This is a genomic window from Nostoc sp. XA010 (assembly GCF_020829625.1).
GTDB lineage: Bacteria > Cyanobacteriota > Cyanobacteriia > Cyanobacteriales > Nostocaceae > Nostoc.
The window spans coordinates 1-16737 of record NZ_JAIVFX010000013.1 but is presented as its reverse complement, the minus strand read 5'-3'; the positions used below and the strand labels follow the sequence as shown (position 1 = coordinate 16737).

Annotated in this window: 12 protein-coding genes and 1 pseudogene; 8 read left to right on the top strand and 5 right to left on the bottom strand. The window is 40.7% G+C overall.

Going from position 1 to position 16737, the window contains the following annotated elements; translation table 11 throughout:
* Nucleotides 1-46: 46 nt before the first annotated feature.
* Nucleotides 47-4852 (bottom strand): hypothetical protein, encoded by a 4806-nt coding sequence (locus LC608_RS19450; RefSeq protein WP_229555083.1) that lies wholly within the window; start codon nucleotides 4850-4852, stop codon nucleotides 47-49.
* Between the two features lie 37 nt (nucleotides 4853-4889).
* Between LC608_RS19450 and LC608_RS19445 the strand changes: the two genes are divergently transcribed.
* A complete protein-coding gene (locus tag LC608_RS19445; protein WP_229555082.1) occupies nucleotides 4890-5420 on the top strand; it encodes a hypothetical protein in 531 nt (176 codons plus the stop codon).
* An 80-nt stretch (nucleotides 5421-5500) separates the two neighbouring features.
* Here LC608_RS19445 and LC608_RS19440 read toward each other — a convergent pair whose 3' ends face one another.
* Together LC608_RS19440 and LC608_RS19435 are read right to left on the bottom strand one after the other, a co-directional pair.
* A complete protein-coding gene (locus LC608_RS19440) occupies nucleotides 5501-5860 on the bottom strand; it encodes a hypothetical protein (RefSeq protein ID WP_190963996.1) in 360 nt (119 codons plus the stop codon).
* A gap of 239 nt (nucleotides 5861-6099) precedes the next feature.
* A complete protein-coding gene (locus tag LC608_RS19435; RefSeq protein ID WP_229555081.1) occupies nucleotides 6100-6513 on the bottom strand; it encodes a hypothetical protein in 414 nt (137 codons plus the stop codon).
* Nucleotides 6514-6780: 267 nt separating this feature from the next.
* Here LC608_RS19435 and LC608_RS19430 point away from each other — a divergent pair, with 267 nt between their 5' ends.
* Entirely contained in the window at nucleotides 6781-7587 is an 807-nt protein-coding gene (locus LC608_RS19430; protein WP_229555080.1) for a P63C domain-containing protein, read from the top strand.
* Between the two features lie 260 nt (nucleotides 7588-7847).
* Here LC608_RS19430 and LC608_RS19425 read toward each other — a convergent pair whose 3' ends face one another.
* Both LC608_RS19425 and LC608_RS19420 read right to left on the bottom strand, forming a co-directional pair.
* The gene (locus LC608_RS19425) at nucleotides 7848-9095 is read right to left on the bottom strand and encodes a ParM/StbA family protein (RefSeq protein WP_190963998.1); all 1248 of its coding nucleotides are present in this window, start codon (nucleotides 9093-9095) and stop codon (nucleotides 7848-7850) included.
* A 266-nt stretch (nucleotides 9096-9361) separates the two neighbouring features.
* Nucleotides 9362-9904, bottom strand: coding sequence for a hypothetical protein (locus tag LC608_RS19420; RefSeq protein WP_190963999.1), 543 nt, complete (start codon nucleotides 9902-9904; stop codon nucleotides 9362-9364).
* Between the two features lie 903 nt (nucleotides 9905-10807).
* Here LC608_RS19420 and mobV point away from each other — a divergent pair.
* From mobV to LC608_RS19390, 6 genes and pseudogenes are all read left to right on the top strand, one after another.
* Nucleotides 10808-12526 carry a MobV family relaxase gene (mobV, locus tag LC608_RS19415; RefSeq protein WP_229555079.1) on the top strand — a complete coding sequence of 573 codons (1719 nt, stop codon included), beginning with the start codon at nucleotides 10808-10810 and terminating at the stop codon, nucleotides 12524-12526.
* A gap of 125 nt (nucleotides 12527-12651) precedes the next feature.
* Nucleotides 12652-14274, top strand: a complete 1623-nt coding sequence (locus LC608_RS19410) for an ATP-binding protein (RefSeq protein ID WP_229555078.1) — start codon at nucleotides 12652-12654, stop codon at nucleotides 14272-14274.
* Nucleotides 14275-14278: 4 nt separating this feature from the next.
* Nucleotides 14279-14794: a DUF192 domain-containing protein gene (locus tag LC608_RS19405; RefSeq protein ID WP_229555077.1), complete on the top strand. Its 516-nt coding sequence runs from the start codon at nucleotides 14279-14281 to the stop codon at nucleotides 14792-14794.
* A gap of 303 nt (nucleotides 14795-15097) precedes the next feature.
* Nucleotides 15098-15712 carry a hypothetical protein gene (locus LC608_RS19400; RefSeq protein ID WP_229555076.1) on the top strand — a complete coding sequence of 205 codons (615 nt, stop codon included), beginning with the start codon at nucleotides 15098-15100 and terminating at the stop codon, nucleotides 15710-15712.
* A gap of 151 nt (nucleotides 15713-15863) precedes the next feature.
* Complete coding sequence (locus LC608_RS19395; protein ID WP_229555206.1) at nucleotides 15864-16142, top strand: hypothetical protein; 279 nt, start codon at nucleotides 15864-15866, stop codon at nucleotides 16140-16142.
* Nucleotides 16143-16406: 264 nt separating this feature from the next.
* A pseudogene (locus tag LC608_RS19390) lies at nucleotides 16407-16737 on the top strand (hypothetical protein); the annotation flags it as partial.

The following is a 16737-nucleotide window of genomic DNA, read 5'->3' as shown; positions in this document are numbered from 1 at the left end:
GTCCTTAAATATTTATCACCTCGGATATTTAGCTGAGTCAGTTAATTTATCCATGTATTTCTAATTCTTTACTTTTATTTTTCTCTAAAATTTTATCTATCTGACTATTCGCATCCTCAAAAGTTTGCAATATCTGTGGAGTTACTTTATTAGTCTGCACCTTGCCAGATTGTAAGTTTAAAATTACCTCTCCATCTTTCTGCGAAATAATTAAATCCCTCTGCTGGGTATTGAAAGCCAAGTCATAAATCTTTCCTTCAACTTGAGTACCATTTTCATCAGATTTACCCCAGGCCATGCCAATCCTTTGAGCAATTTGAGTCAGCCGACTGATGGCTTCAAGTTCAAATTTATCTTTATTCATTACTGTCAACGCTTCAGCTGACAATTGCTCACCAGCTTTAAACTGATTGGCCACTTCTACAATGCGTTTTTTGTAATTCTCCGGCTTCCCTAACTTATCTGCGGCATTGTACCAATTTCTCAAGTCATCAATAGTGACTGTCGGGAGCTTCTCTACACTTAGAGGTTCGGTTTTCGCACCATTACTAATGTCTGGTGTAAAAGGAGTAGTGGAGAGTAATAGAGTTGATTGGTTAGGTGGGGATTGTGCTGTTTGTTCTGGTGGTTTCAAAAACTGCGGTCGTGTGGCGAGGGAATTAACCCTTTGTTGATACTCACTATCCGTTTCAATCACAGCCCCAAATTTCTTGGCCATGCTCTCTAAAGTTTTGGCAGGGATGGAGCTATCAACCAAGTTAAATACAGCTAGACCTTTTTTAGTTTCCCTGATAACATCTTCTGTTGGGGCAAGCGAGAATTTAACATTTTGAGCAGTTAACCATTGTGTCACAGTCTCAGCTTTCTGGTTGTCAACAGCCAAGCCCATGACTCCAAGTTTTTTGTTTGATTCTGTCGAAAATAAGAAAGTAGGGCGCTCTTTAATATGATGGAGAATTTTCGCACTACTCTCAATCATTTCCTGTTGTAGAGGGTTAACCGATTGAGTCCCAAAAGCCTGAAATTCCTTCGTCCATTTCTGGGGATATTCAACGGTATTAGGGTCTATTTGAGCGCAAATAACAGAGAAATTACTTTCAATGATTGCAGGCGCAAGTGTAAGTTGTCCGGTTTTGAGTAGCCCAAGTTGTCTGAGCGCATCTTTGTCTTTCTTGAAATGTAATACCCCCAAGGGTTCACCATTCAAAAATACAGCATCTCTAGTTTTAGAAGCTGAGGTTTCGATAGTCAGTTTTCGGTAATCTTGATCATTGAATGTCTGACCAGAAAAATCATAAAAGTTAATTTTATTAATTTTGAGGAGATTTTTATTGGGAGATTCACCCAGGACAAAAGCTTGATCTCCAGTTTCAGAGATAGAAGTAAGTTTTAACTTTAGAAGATTACCATTTTTGAGATAGTTAATTTCTTTTAACTGTTGGACAGAATCACTGTCTAACTCACCCAGAGTCAAAGCATCAATTTTGATTTTTACTGTTTTATCAGGAATCGGTACAGTGCCAAATTCTAAATTTACAGGTTCGGCGTTAAAAACAAGTCCTGCATAAGAGAAGTTCTTGAGTTCACGGATGGTAATTTCAACCGGCTCGTTTCCTGGCAGTCCAATAGTTGCTTTGGCAGTGGCAGGTTCTACGCCAACCATACGAGAGAGCGCTTTCGTTCCAATGGGAAGCTGTGCAGTTCTGGTTTCAAGCATGGCGAATTCCTTATATTCGCCGTCACTATCCTGGACAAACATTAGTCTGGAAACGTGGCGTTCATGCCCCGGTGGGTGGTGGCTAGCCCTAATTTCTATCGCGTGTTTTTCGGTGGGATTCCAATCTCGACCCAAAAATTGATTCGCTTCATTATTCAGTGTGACTAACTTCGGTTCAGTAAATTGCAATTTATCTAAGCGAGAAATAATCTCATTGGGGAAAGCAGCGAAGGCGAAATTGGAAACTTTTTTAGCGATCGCCTGGGGGTTTGCGTTTTCTTTTCTTGCAACTTCAAGTTCATCTTGGCGGGATGCACAGATGTTCCAAGCGGCGGCGGCAGATGCAAGTTTTTCTGACTCTGGGATCGAGGCGTAAAATGCTTCTGCCGCATCATTTGCCAAGGCAAAGAGTAGTTTAGTTTGGCTTCTAGTAAGTTCTGGTTTTAGTTCTAGGAGTTTAGCCCCCTGCGTGGCCATCCCCGCCTTGAGGTTTTGGTCAGTCACAGATTGTTGGCTAACTGTCCCCAGGTTGCGGTAAGCGGGTTTTCCATCTGACCCAACCTCGCCATTGATTTGTGCAACTGCTAATAATTTATGGGGGCGTTCTTTAGTTCGCCATTTCTCTGGTATTTCGTCTAGGCGAATGTTCAACGTTTGGACTTTCCAAATCAGAGGATGTTCGTAATGGGTGAGATTGGTAATTTCGAGTTGGCAAGACTGTGGAGTTTGGATGATTGCTGATGGCCCTTTCTCGGTTTCCCGCCGTCGCTCCATACGTACCGCAGCGTTGAATTTCTGATCAAACTCGTACTTGGCGGCGATCGCTGCAAATTTTTGCTGTGGTGTAAATTCTACCCCTTTGAACAAGTCTTTAAACTGAACGATGGGGCGCGATTCTAACTGTGATTCTTGGAAATATTTATTGGTTTGGCTAATCAATAATTCTACTGGTGAGTAGCCCTTTGGTGTTATCCCCCTCCTTAAATAAGCTGACGCAGATTTCTTATCTTTAATATAATTAACATCACGATACAAATAGCGGCTGTTCTCCCGGATTTTATTCATCTCAGGTTTTTTAGCACTTTTGAATAAATCAACCGCTATTTGGTTTTGATAACATCCTTCTTCAATCATGCTCCGGTACATTTGACGGTTAATGTCCATTGCTTGCTGGATAATTTCGGGAGTTCTTTGAGAATGAGCAATTTCAACAACCCCTTGCATATAAGGCTTGTATTCTTCTCGAATTAACTTTGGATCTTTCTGGCGTTCTTGCTCAAACAGGGTTTCGTAATGGTTAGAAACTTGGTCTAGATAATTTGATTTCTGCTCAAAAGTACCATAAGTCTTTAGTACCTCAATTTCTGATTCTAATGCCTCCAGTGCTGTCACTTGATTGTTGATTATGCCCACGCTGATGCTATCGCTCATGTGGATAGCTATTTCTTCAAATGGCGGCTGGGTTCCATTTTCCAAATAAAATGATTGTTTCTTTTCTTTAACAGTAGGCCGATAAGCATTTTCAGGCTGGTTTCTGTACTCGGCTTCGGCTGTGAAGTTTGGATATTGAAATGCAAGTGCTACGCCAATACAGTCACCGTCGAAATCACGCGCTTGACGTTGTGATTCGGTTTCGAGGGGATTAACTTCGTTGTGTTGAATACCTTGGGCTTCTAGCGCTTCAATCCGAGCAAGTATGCGTTTGTGATCTTCATCATTGACTACAATTATTCCTTCTAATGGTTCACCATCTGGCCCTAATCGGTCTTCAATAAGCTTGTTGTTAGAAACACACAGACCGTTAGAATTGAGAAAGGGAGAACGAAAATTTAATACTTTTTCATTTTCATCCATCCAAGTCACACAAATTTCGCCATTCTTGAGTTCTTTGGAAGGGATAATCATTCCTCGGTCAAAAGTTAGTGTCTTGCCAACCGCAATATCACGCCACTGACTTTGTACAAACCGACTCAACTCTTGTTTTACCTTTTCCGTTTCTAGTAGTTGTTGATGACCAAGTAAATCAGCTTTGATGAGTTTGTACATGAACATATCATCTTTCTGAGATTCATCTGATTCATCGTTTAGCTCTAAGTCTTCATCAGAATTATTCTCTACTTGTTTACTTAAAGTATCAGTTTTAACTGATTCAATAATTTCTTGTTCTAAAGATTTTTTTTGCTGTTCTGAAAACTCTTTTCGCTTTTCGTAGTTTTCACAGTACAGTTGTGCAACAATTCTAGGATCATCTTGAGCTTCTGCTAGCTTTTGGGCTTGTGCTTCTAGTTCTTCTGCAAAATCTTTAATACCTTGAGGGAATGATGCTAATAATTGAGATATGGCAGTTTTACCTTTTTGAGATTGTGCCTTTTCACCCAACCAAATAGTTTGCTGATATAATCCTGGCTCAATTTGAGCTTTAGATGGGCCTCCGGGCTTATCCTTGTCTGTACCCTTAAAGCTACTAATGGGGATAATCAGGTCTATTTTAGGCGTGTTGTTGGGGTTAGCATACTTTATTTCTTTTAAGTCGTATGGTCTTAATGTTCCCTTGCCAAAACGATATTCAGTATCTTCTCCATCCCCTTCTTTCCAACCGAAGCGATGCTGAATTACGCGATAACTTTTGTCTGATTGTTCTTCTCTTTTGGTTAACTTATCATATATTTCAGTTGAAATTTGCCCATAACAATCTCCTACAAGTTTCCAAGCAACCTCATTCTCAAGGATTCCTCCATTTTTTCCCTTTGCATCGCTCGAATCATCTACTACTAGAATATTTAATTTCTCACTAATGGCATCCCTACACGAACCTAGAAAAATAGAGCCATAAGCACCACGGTCTTTACGGTCTGGACAAAGTTTTTCAATTACTTCTAAACATTCTGGTGGGCCATATAATAAACGTGTCTTTGAAGATAACAGAAGAACATGACCATCTGGATGATTTTTTAAATCCTCTGATTTACTGTACTCATCAATATGTCCAAATGAGAATTTTTTTTCAGGGAAGTAAGATTCAAGTAGTGTATTGTCTAACTTCTCAGCTAAAATTGATTCAGGATTTTTATTATTGGTATCTGGATAAATCCACTGATTTAGTCTCGTATCGAAGTGTTTGAATTCTACTGTCATAAATTTTTAATAATTTGTAATTTTTAGGAGGTTGTATATGTCGAGAATTAAACGTTGGATAAATATGCATAAGAAGGAGTTCAACGCAGATGGGACTTTAAAAAATGAGGCAAGAATTGAAATGTTGTCTAGTGGAATGATTCCAGAAGCCATTGATGACTATGCCCGTAGGTTAAAAATCAAATATGATGAGTGGAAGCATTTAGATGAAACCGACCCAGAGCCGTGGCCTGTTTACACTGCCTACGATTTCTTTACAGCAGAAGAAAAGCGGCAGTTTAACCCAGACGGTTCTCTTAACCCTAAGTACGTTCAAGAAGCTCTAGACAAGGGCATCAGCGAGGGCTGGCTTGAAGAGATGGAGCAACGCAAAAAATTTGAAGTCGATAACTACAATAGAGTTTCTGCTAAACATGCAGAACAGGGAATCAACTTCGGCGCATGGCAGATGAGAGGGAGGATTGAAGACAGCAGAACATACGTCCAACGTCGGCAGCAGATGGAGCAAGACCTGCGTAACTTTGAGCCGGAAGACAGTTTGCCTTTCGACAAGGACACAGCATATTAGGCGGGAGCGATGCAGAGTGAGTGATAATATAAGCTGAAAGCATTATCAAACAAAGCTCTCAGCTTTTTGGTAAAATCCTTTTAATGAGGTTGAACAGCAGGTGGGTTGACAACAGCCGCAGATGGTTTAACAGAGCGAAATGCCCCATTGAGAAAGGCAATCATTCCTAAGATGGCGAAGGCTGTAATGATTACTCTTTGCAGTGAATTGAATGCCGAGCGTTCTTTGATTACTTCAGCCCACATTACTTGCAGTTGGTCTTGTGTTGTTTGCTTTGAAGCTAAATAATAGAGAGCTTCAATACAAGGGGATATGTCTTCCCCTTGTTGAACCTTCTGATACAACAGATTTTCTAGTCGCTCTTTCTGTTGAGGGATAGTGAATGAGTCTGTTGACTTTTGAGGGTGTGTACCGTTGTGGGTTGGTAATTGTAGTGTCATAGCTTTAGTTCAAAGTGGGAAAAAGGTGTAGAACAAATATTTGGAATCAGAGAAAATGTTAAAGGGTACTAGGTCAGGGGAAAATTCTATCCCTTTCCCCCTTATCCTTTCCCCTGATTCTTTTTTATAAGAACTACACCTCTAGAGCATGTGAAAACGCTAACTAATAAGCCAAAGTTTAGGTCTTCTATTCCCAAAAAATCAATAACCAGGAGTCTACAAAAAAATCGTACTTTTGGCTAAATTTGGATTTCCATGTCTTCTTCACTAGAGGATTGAAACTGGTTTTGTTTCGAGGCAAGCACTGATGGTTGATTTGGTTGGAAGGGACTTGTGCCGTCATTGAAGATTTCTTGTGCAAGTGTGCGACCGTCCCCGTCAGTATCGCTCTCCAAGATATATCCCACAACGTGTTTAGGCATTCCTGCTGTTATGGCTTGGGCTAGTAAAGCTTTAGTAAATTCTGGTGATGCTTCACTCTCGCCCAAGACTTGCAATACAGACTTAGCATCAGCAGTAGTCATTTTAGCGATGTCTTTAACTCCGGCTTCTTGCCAAACGTCATCAAAAAATTCCACTGAACGTTCATCAAAACTTTGAGACGCAGCAAATTGGGCTAGCTGTTGGGTATAAAGTTCTTGGTCGTTATTCATATATTTATGAGTCGTGATGGAGCAATTTAACGAACAGAATTCAGGAGTCAGGAGCCAGAATTCAGAATTGAATTCTGTGCAAGTGGCGGATGAATAAACGGGTTTAAGTCCCCCACTAAATCTTCGATTTAGTGGTGCAATAATCAAGTGGTGGGTCTGAATCCCCCACTCATTAATTCTGACTCCTGAATTCTGACTTCTGAATTCTTCTTTAATAGTTGAATTCAGCGCTGCGCGAAGAATTAATGAAAATCTCGCACAGCTATCATGGCTAAGAAAAATTTTGCCGCAGCCCAAGCAGTTGAGTTGTACATCGGCAACTATCGGTTTGACGCGATTAGAATTGTTGAAACTGAAGAATACCGGATGTCTCAAAATCATATCCTCGAAACAATCGGTATAAATAAGAACTGGTTGAGCAGGTTACAGTTTAGCTTGCCTCGTGTGAACAAAACCCTTATGGAGCAAGGTTTAAATCACGTTACAGTCCATGCGGAATATACAGTTAAAAATACAGTGACGCGTGCTGTAACGTGGTCATTGAAAGATGTTCGGATCATCTGGCGTTACTTTGATAAACAAGGAAATCATCAAGCAGCAATACTGGTTGATGCACTTGCTGAAGATTCTCTAATCAGCAGGTTTAATCAAGTCTGGGGTGAGCAACGCACAGTCGAGCAACGCCGGATAGATGATTGTCGTATTCTGTCTACACCTTGCCCGTGGACTAAACTGTTTGAAACTGAGTTTGAGGAGAATTTGGCTCGGATTAGTAAGCTGCATAAAAAGCACATCAAGAATGGCTTGTACTACTGGGAGTTTATTTATAGCTGGATGACAGCAGAAGAAAAAGCCAAGCTCGACATTGTTAATCCTGTTCTTGAAAATGGGCGAAGGAAGTACAAAATTCATCAAATGCTTTCCTATGAAACAAAACAGAGATTATCCCCACACGTCACATCAGTGCTGATTTTAATGAAGTCAGCCAATTCGGTAGCAGAACTGCGCCGACTGGTGCAACGACAGTATGGGGTAGATCAACCGAATCTGTTTGATGGCTGGGATGTTAAATAGTTAGTTTGAATCATGCGATCGCTCAGAGAGGAATGGCACGCTTGTTAAGCTGAAGGGTTGGCAGCGTAAGGATTGCAGAGGTGCAGGGGTGCAGAGGGGAATTTTTAAATATCCGTTCATATACCTTAAACTTCTTCTTTCTCCCCTGCTCCTCTGCTCCTCTGCACAAGAGCTGCCTCAATGATTTTCCCTTTACAAGCGTGCCATTCCGCTCAGAGAGAAAGCCAACTCTCATCGGTGCGATCGCACTTCATAATTTTTCAACTGTTCAAAGGTTGTTCAGCCTCACGTTTTTTAGCGTATTCACGCAATTGGGCAAGGCCAGAAGTAGGGGTAGAGGGTCGTGGTTTATTGGGGTCAGGGACTAAATCTTGTTTGCGGTCGTAAGCAAAGTTCTTGTCTAACATCAATATATAAGTAATGTGCGCCGTCCAGACATCAGCGACGCGCTCACCAAGACCTAAAGTATTAAGAGGAGCAGGGAATTGTACGCCGCCATTCCAAACAATGGGTATACCTTCATTTTGAAAGTGGTCAGTTAACTCCTTCTTGACAAAATCAGCAGTGCCACCACAAATGAGAATTTCATCAAGTGAAGGGATGTTTCGTAGAGAGCGTACAAGAGCGCGACAGTAATCAGAGCGAACTTCAGGGAGAATGTTTTGAAATAACTTTAAGTCAGCAGCTACACCTTCGGGTGTGGCTTGACGGGACAAAGAACGCAAAGGAGCAAAGTTGCCCTTACCAGCAGCAATGATTGCAGTCACTAAATGTTCATCTTCTTTGGACAAGCCAACAGCAGTGCGTTGGACAAACTGCTGTACTAACCAATTCATACCTAAATCAGTAGTTTCAGCCAAAGCCGGATTACCTTTTTGGCTGAGAACGAAACTCGCGTTCCGGTAGCCAAGCATTAGCAAACCAATATTCTTTTGCGTATATGATCCAGCCAGAGTGCGACTGCGGTATATCATAATCCCACTGCCTTCCGGGGCAACATGAAAATTACGCAGCTTACCTTTTAATTTGTTGGTGGGAGTAACAATTCCCCGGTTGAGTGATTGCCCTAACTTTTTACCAAGATTATGAGCATTACTAATTTCTCCTGGTGGCATCAATACTTGGACAAAGGCATCAATATTATTGGTATCGAACTGAAACTGACGGCAAGCTAACCACAACAAAGCAGCCAGTTTTGGTAAAGCATAATGAGATTTTAAATCTCGCAGTGCAGAAGTCCCAGCAAAAACACTTTTTGCCAATGCACCCAAAACATAATACTCATCGCCCATTCCGACCCAAACACTGGTGTTATATGAGTTTGGGACGAAACGCCCCACAGAAGTTTTAGAGACATCAGCGATTTCTGGTGGCATGGCTAATACTATTGGCACACCTGAAGGATAAATTTGAGCGATCGCTTTTGTCTCACTGCCACCAATGTCAGCAGAGATAACGATTTTAGGAGTATTAACAGTAGGTTCAGGATTTGGATTCAGTTTATTCATGAATTACCTCAAAAGATTGAATGTGTAGCGGTTGCATGGTGGCAAGCGTGGGAGTTCTGAAAAGTGGGGGAAGTGTGTCCGGGTAGGGAGTGTAAGAAGCGCATCGGTATTTGACAAAACAAGGTTAATCAAAATGATTACTCAACAAAATCCTTAACCTCCTATACCTCCTACACCTCCCACGCTCCCCACACTTCCCCTGCACCCTGCTCCCTGCACCCTCTCATCCTTATAAACTTGCCGAAATTAAACGTACTATTTCACGACTAAATCCCAAATAATTTACTAGTCCTTCTCATTTCCTCTGTTATCTCTACAGGTATCAAATCCTTCTCGTAGTCATAATCTTCTTCATCTGGAAGCAAAATTTCTTCTCTAACTTCAACATCATTAGATATAGATAGTGCAGTCGCTGAGTCAGACCCTTGAGAATTGACAAGCTCTGTCTTGTCCGGTGATATGTCGTTGCTAGGGATAGCACCTGGATAGTCAGCAGTGGTATTCATCAGTTGAACAACAGTACTCATTTGGGGTGAAATCCCGAAAACCTCGCGGATAAGAGATGCCTGACCTTCTAATTGTTTGATTGACCAAATCGCTATGCGTCTTAATTCCTCGTCACGCACTCCTATAGAATGCATTACAAAAGGTAGCCAGTAGGCTTTGAGCGCATTTACAACAACCTCAGAAAAATCTAAATCTAGTTTCAAAGGGTTCGACTTGAGGTAGGTAATTATTTTGCCATCCAAACTCTCAAGAGAACGCTTAATTGAGATTATCTCTTGCTTTACCTCATTCATATTATTCATTCAGAAATTTTCCGAAAACAGTAATCCAAATATTTCCAATGACTCAGCGAAGAGTCCGAGGCGCAGATGGGAAGCCCCATAAATAAATTTAGGGGTCTAATTCAGGACGTATTATTTTTTGTGCATTTTGAGCGTAAATCAATTTAATTGCTCTGAAGCCTTTGAGTAGAAGGGAATCTAAAATCTTTATCCTCTGCTCACTGCTCCCTCACTCGCCTATTCCCATGTTCTTTTGTTAGAAAGCTTTCCTGCTCCATGCTCAAGAGCTTCTTTGCTTGAGAGTTATCAAATAAGAATTCAGTTTGAACTCTACATGACTGACTCTGAATAAGTAGGCTTAACACCCTCACTAAATTATAGATTTAGTGGTCAACTTTTGTACCTGACTCCAAATTTAAATTTATTGCATTAAAACAAACGAAGACTCATGCAAAGACAATCGAACAAGTCTACTAGCCTAAATAATAGATTAGCACTCTAATTAATTTTTCAAACTTCACTCACGCTATCTTTTAAAAGTCTGGCAATCTACACAAAACTAAAGTAGATTCATCGCTAAACTGTATTGTATGATACAATTCCCCACAGGTAGTTATCGGGCTACCACACAGGTGACACCTAGCTACCTGTGGAGCAAAAAAGTAGTGGTTTTTTGTGATTTTTGATTTTCCCGACAGGTAGCTATGTGGTAGCCCTCAAGGTAGCTAGCTAGGAGCGATAAAATTACCAAAAATTAGAGAATCAGCCGCCCGAAAATAGGTGTACTTACTAGCCTTATTTAGGCTATTCTTGATTTGGGAAAAAAGCCATTTTAAGCCTGAGTAAAAATACTCAGTGAGCCGAAAAAATAATTTTAGTTATCAGGTGAAATATTGTTGACGGGAGAAAAAAAGGTGGGCGGGAATGGCGTATGCGATCGCTCGTTTGAAAAAATTAAAATTTGGTAACTTAGCGGGGAGCGCATCTCACACGTCTCGTGAGAGGGAGACACCAAATGCTGACTTGTCGGTAGAGAATATTAGGTTTATAGGCAGCAACGATCCCGAATCAAGGTTAGAAGATTTGGTGATGGCGAAGATAAATGAGGTTTCGCAACACAGGAAGATAAGGACTGATGGGGTTTATTGCGTGGAGATGTTGCTGAGTGCATCACCAAGCTACTTTCGTGCTTCATGCCCAACGTTAGCTGGGTATTATGAGCAGAATAAGTTAGATGTTTGGCTAGAGGCGACGCACCAATGGTTGTCTGAGGAATATGGTTCACGGATAGTCAGGGCAGAATTACACTTAGATGAAGTCACGCCGCACGTTCACGCTTATTTCGTACCAGTGGATGATGATGGGCAACTACGATGCAAGCACTTCTTTGGCGGTCGGCAGAAAATCCAGGCATTTCAAGACTCGTACTATCAAACAATGCGGCTGATTGGCTTGGAGAGGGGGTTGAAGGGATCTCAAGCCAAGCACGAGGATATAAAAGACTTTTACCGAATAGTTGAAACAGGGCAGAATCTGGAAGTATCAGAGTTGAATCTGGAGCAAATCAAAGCCAAAGCCGCAGATCGAGATAGAGCAGCCCGCCAATTTCAACAGATGGAAGCAACAGCTAGGGAATTGGCTCAAGCTAATGAACTGCTTCAACAACGCATTGCTCAATTAGAGAAAGAGAAAAAGGAATTATCTAAACAGACTCAACAATTGCGTGAATTAGCCTTGGAAGATGTGGCTTGGGAGTTAGGTTTAGACTTTGAACCCAGTCAATCTAACTCTTGGGTGGGTCACGGCCACATCATTGATATAAATGGGGATAAATTTCAGTCCGCCTCTCCAGCAGTAGAAAAAGGGGGGGCAATTGACTTAGTAATTCAGGTGAACAATTGCAATCTGCGACAGGCTTTGGTGTGGCTCAATGACAGATTTGGACTTCAGGGGGCAGAACGAGCAGCGATCGCCGCAATCAAAAAACAAACAGCAGATATTCTTGAAACCGAGCCAGCCCCCAAGTTTGTGCCACCAGTTGAGGATAAAAGCAACTGGCTTGCAGTACATGATTACTTGACTCACTTCTGGGGATTGCCATCAAACTTTGTACACGGATTTCACCAATCGGGGTTGATTTACGCTGACAAGGAGCAAAATGCAGTGTTTGTAATGCGAGATTTAAACCATCAAGTTAAAGGGGCTTACCTTGAAGGGAGTGAATTTAAGGGTTTGGCCATTGGAAGCGATCGCACAAAGAGTTGGTTTCATTTCCAGTTAGGTGAGCGAGGAACGAGCAAAGTAGAAAAAGTAGTACTTTGTTCCTCAACGATTGATGCTTTCTCATACGCAATGTTGGAATATTCCAAAACTGGGTCAATACCAAAACAGCGAACACTGTACATGGCACTTGCTGACCCCAAAAGTACACCTGTGGAGCGATTAGAGGATATTTCTCAAATTAAAACGGCGTTCAACTCTGATGAATTCGGGGAAGCCACGGCACTGGCTGTTAAGAAATTACTGCCCCATGCTAGACGCTCAAGACCCAAAGCACTCTCTTGGAACCAGGATCTGTTACTTGAAAAGTCCCTACAGCAACAACAACAGCAACGTAAGTCAGAGGTAGATTTAAGTCTTTAACGGCTCACGCTGCTTGAGTGCAAATAAAAAACAATGGCCAGAAGTACGAGAAAATTGGGTACTTCAGACTGTGAGTAGAAAGTGAGTCAGCCTTTATTATCAGTTTGATGCTCAATAATTTACCTATGAGTTCAGAACTGATCAAAAGAATATTTTCTTTACGCGAACAGAACAATCCCTTAATAGCAGTGGAATCTCCATTGCAGGAGAGGATAAGCTTACTTGAAAACCTAACTAAAGAATGTATTAATCTTGGTATTAATTGTTATATCTGGATGTTAGAGGATGACAAATTGTACCAGTTAACAATAAGTGATTGGGGATTGGCATTCTCAGAAATTAAAGAATATAACAGAATCGCTTTTAAAGTTGTACGCGAAGATTCCTTTGAGATTTTGCGGTTTTGGAAGACAACCCAGTTACAAGGGATTTTGATCCTGGAAGGGATATACCCGTGGCTTGGACAAGGAGCGACGGATGCAGATTCCTTCCTGACAGCAGAATGGATTAAGTCAGCACTGATTAACATTAAGCTTTACAACCATAACTCCTGTAAAACAGCTTTGTTGCTGGGGTCAAACGCAAGCCTCAAGTCAGATATAGCTGGTCTAATACCGATAATTACCCAAGAGTTACCCACAGTTGAGGAAATTAGCGATTATCTGCCACAAATATTACCCGACTCAATTACACTAGCCCAAATCAATGAAATAGCGAATACTTGTGTAGGGATGTATTTGGCAGATATTGAAACAGGGGTAAAAACTGCCCTAGCAATTGACAACAGTGAATTAATCAAAAAAGTTTCTGCTTATAAAATTGAGTTGCTCAAACGAGTTTACAATGTGGAATTTCTGCAACCAATGACAATTCCTGTCGGGGGACTGGAGTTAATGCAGTCAGCATTTAAGGGATACAGGCGACTCCTGACACCGTTAGCGAAGTCTTACAACTTGCGCCTACCAAAAGGTGTTTTATTGATTGGCCCACCCGGAACAGGTAAATCTCACTCCGCTAAGGCTTGTTCTCAAATACTAGAATTACCCTTAGTAATCGTGGAGTGGGGCCATTTCCGCAGTTATGGAAATATGGCGGAATATAAACTCAAAAAGTTATTGGCACTGGTAGACCGAATTAACCGTATAATTTTTTACCTCGATGACTTTGACAAGGGATTTGCCGGAGATGATGATTTATCACGGAGATTAGGAGGGATGTTACTCACTTGGATGCAGGAAAGAACAAGTGATGTATTAATAATTGCTTCTGCCAATAATATCCAATGGCTACCACCAGAGTTAACCAGAAGTGGACGGTTTGATCAGATATTCAAAATCGACTTACCAAACAACGGCGAAAGACATTCTATATTTAAGATTCACCTAGCAAGATTTGACAAGCGCTTTGCTGATGATGGAGATGCCTTTACCCCAGAAGAATGGCAAAGATTATTGAAGATAACACATCGCTGTGTCGGTGCAGAAATTCAGGCAATTGTCGAAAGGGCAGCATTCTCAATATTTTGTCAATCCTTTGATGAAGAAACTCCAGCACTAGAGGATTTGCCGCCATTACAAATTACCCTCACTGCACTATTAGAATCAAGAAAAAGCGTAAATCCTCTGGCAATACGTGAAGCTGACCGAATAGAAAGTATGCGTAACAAGGCAGATTTGCAAGGACTACCATCTAGTCCGGTGGATTCATCAATATATAGTCTGGGCGATATCGATATTTTTGGTAGTTAATTTTATGCAAATACTGAAATCTCAGTCAAAAATCGATTGGTATGCTGCTGGCTTGAAGCTGCTAAACATCGCTGGGCCAATTGCTGGGGTGTCAGTAATCTTCTTCACAGCAGTAGTTTCTTATATCGAAACTCGTCCTCAAAAATTGCCGATTCAGTATAAGCTTATTCACAATAACCAGACCTTTTATTTAGAAGCGGCAAATAAAACACAAGAACTAGAGAAAGGACTCAAATGGAGAAATCATTTAAACACAGATCACGGAATGTTGTTTAACTTGGGTCGAGAGTATAATCATGTACCGTTTTGGATGTACCAAGTAAAAGTGCCGTTAGACATTATATACCTTAAAAATAATGTGGTGACAACCATAATTCACAATGCACCACCATGCATGAGGAATCCTTGCCCAATCTATTACGGTGTCACTGCTACACAGGTTTTAGAACTTAAAGCGGGTGCTAGTAATATTCAACTTGGGCAGAAATTAACAATAGAGCCTATACCTAAAAAGCTGTAACAAATATTCTCTGTAGCCAAAAGAACTAGTTTTTTTTGTACTAGAGTCTGTAGGATTTTAAAAATGAGTTGTGAATAATGTATTTGAAGAAGAATTCAGAAGTCAGAAGTCAGAATTCAGCAATCTTGAAGCTCTCTACGAGACGCTAGCGCATAACTTGCTTAAAAGTAGGGGTACGCAGACTTGCTTATAGCATTGCTATGCCGTAGGCTTTACACTGCGCTATCCGCCACTCGTACAGAATTCATACCTCCTTTCTGACTCTTGACTCCTGACTCCTGAATTCTGTTTTGATAAGATTTCATGCGTTCACAAATTATGCAAATATCAGACTACGAGAATTCCAATACAACTAGCTTTGAGGCAAGACCAACAGCAGCCTTACCATCAAGAAAAAAGAAAGTTATTGAAGGTAGCACAATTGGGCTGATGGGAGTAACGGGAGCATTAATGATTCTGGAGATGTCAGTCCACAACATAATGCTTGGAGGATTGATGATTGCAGGAGCAATAGCAGTTGCAATTCCAAAACAAACACAGGCATTATTAACAAATTTTGAAAAGCTACAACGGAAATGGGGGGTGAATTTATATGCAATATTGTTTGCATTCCTGTCGGTAATATTTCTCTTGGATTTTGCCTCTTCCCCAGCCGAAGCACAGTTTTTTAACAATGCTCAAACCTGGATGACTGGTGCTTTTGGCAATGCTGGTAACGGGCAAACACAAGCAGTTATAGAGTTGTTCTTCAACGTATTGAGAGGTTTATTCCTACTTTATGTAGGTATTAGTTTAGTAAGAATTGTTCAAGCAGCCCGAAATGATGAAGATTGGCAGACATTAGCCAGGACTCCATTAATTATAGTACTTTCAGTCTTTGTTGGAGACTTAGTTACTGGTTTAATTACTGGAGCATAGTTCAGTGAACAGTGAACAGTTATCAGTTATCAGTGAGAGATTGATAACTGATAACTGTTAAAAATAACACCACTTTAGTCGCAGCATTTCTTGAATGAGAAAAAGTGCCCTGATTCAAGAAATGCTTCATATTAACAACCAATTAAAGAAAATGAGAGATGAAAATAAATTTAGAAGTGTAAATAGAATCTTGGGAGATAGACCCCGATTAGGCCCATTTCCCGCCGATCAGATTTTCCCTTGGTCAGTTATAGCAATATTAAATGTATTCATTTTCAACTATATGTTGAAAACAAGTTGGTTAGGTACAGGATTAAGTATTGCTTGGGGATGGGCTACATGGTGGTTACTTTCATCAAATCAAGAATTTTTTGGCAAGTTTGTGGCAGTGCCTCGAATTAGCAGAGGATATAAGAGGAATAATTCGTAATTCGTAATTCGTAATTCGTAATGGGCTGCGCCCCGCTACGCTAACGTAATTAAAGAGGAATAAAGAATAATTGATAATTCGTCATTAAAGAGAGACAGATCATTTTTCTTCCTCAATGTGAACGTGAAAATGTGCAGCATTAATTATGAATTACATTAGTGTAGCAGGGCGTAGTCCATTACGGATTACGAATTATCAATGCTTACTTCTCGCCAGAGGCGAATCTTGCAAATTACGAATTACGAATTACGAATTATTAAGGTTATGGCAACAAAGCAGACAGATAAGGTTAAGAAACAAAGGTTAGAAACCGAGCAAGTTAATGTAGTAAAAACTCTTACCCCCTTTGAAGACATTATCCATTTAGCTGGGGTTTGTGATGTTGCTTTGGGAGGGAGAAAAGGGATAGGAGCATTAATTCTCAAAAATGGGGAATCGATTCAAATCAAATTCTGTTTTGATTGTGTAGGAATTCATTCTAACTTAGCCTCTGAGCAAATTCTTCCAATCTTTGAGAGTATAGAGGCAGGTTTAAAAGAGATCCCATCAGGAGAGTCATTAACCATACATTTAGGTTCCTTTACAGACGATTATT

What these genes read in the sequence shown, in the direction of transcription:
- LC608_RS19450 (WP_229555083.1), bottom strand. Translation starts at nt 4,852, where the DNA reads ATGACAGTAGAATTCAAACACTTCGATACGAGACTAAATCAGTGGATT.
- LC608_RS19445 (WP_229555082.1), top strand. Translation starts at nt 4,890, where the DNA reads ATGTCGAGAATTAAACGTTGGATAAATATGCATAAGAAGGAGTTCAAC.
- LC608_RS19440 (WP_190963996.1), bottom strand. Translation starts at nt 5,860, where the DNA reads ATGACACTACAATTACCAACCCACAACGGTACACACCCTCAAAAGTCA.
- LC608_RS19435 (WP_229555081.1), bottom strand. Translation starts at nt 6,513, where the DNA reads ATGAATAACGACCAAGAACTTTATACCCAACAGCTAGCCCAATTTGCT.
- LC608_RS19430 (WP_229555080.1), top strand. Translation starts at nt 6,781, where the DNA reads ATGGCTAAGAAAAATTTTGCCGCAGCCCAAGCAGTTGAGTTGTACATC.
- LC608_RS19425 (WP_190963998.1), bottom strand. Translation starts at nt 9,095, where the DNA reads ATGAATAAACTGAATCCAAATCCTGAACCTACTGTTAATACTCCTAAA.
- LC608_RS19420 (WP_190963999.1), bottom strand. Translation starts at nt 9,904, where the DNA reads ATGAATAATATGAATGAGGTAAAGCAAGAGATAATCTCAATTAAGCGT.
- mobV (WP_229555079.1), top strand. Translation starts at nt 10,808, where the DNA reads ATGGCGTATGCGATCGCTCGTTTGAAAAAATTAAAATTTGGTAACTTA.
- LC608_RS19410 (WP_229555078.1), top strand. Translation starts at nt 12,652, where the DNA reads ATGAGTTCAGAACTGATCAAAAGAATATTTTCTTTACGCGAACAGAAC.
- LC608_RS19405 (WP_229555077.1), top strand. Translation starts at nt 14,279, where the DNA reads ATGCAAATACTGAAATCTCAGTCAAAAATCGATTGGTATGCTGCTGGC.
- LC608_RS19400 (WP_229555076.1), top strand. Translation starts at nt 15,098, where the DNA reads ATGCGTTCACAAATTATGCAAATATCAGACTACGAGAATTCCAATACA.
- LC608_RS19395 (WP_229555206.1), top strand. Translation starts at nt 15,864, where the DNA reads ATGAGAGATGAAAATAAATTTAGAAGTGTAAATAGAATCTTGGGAGAT.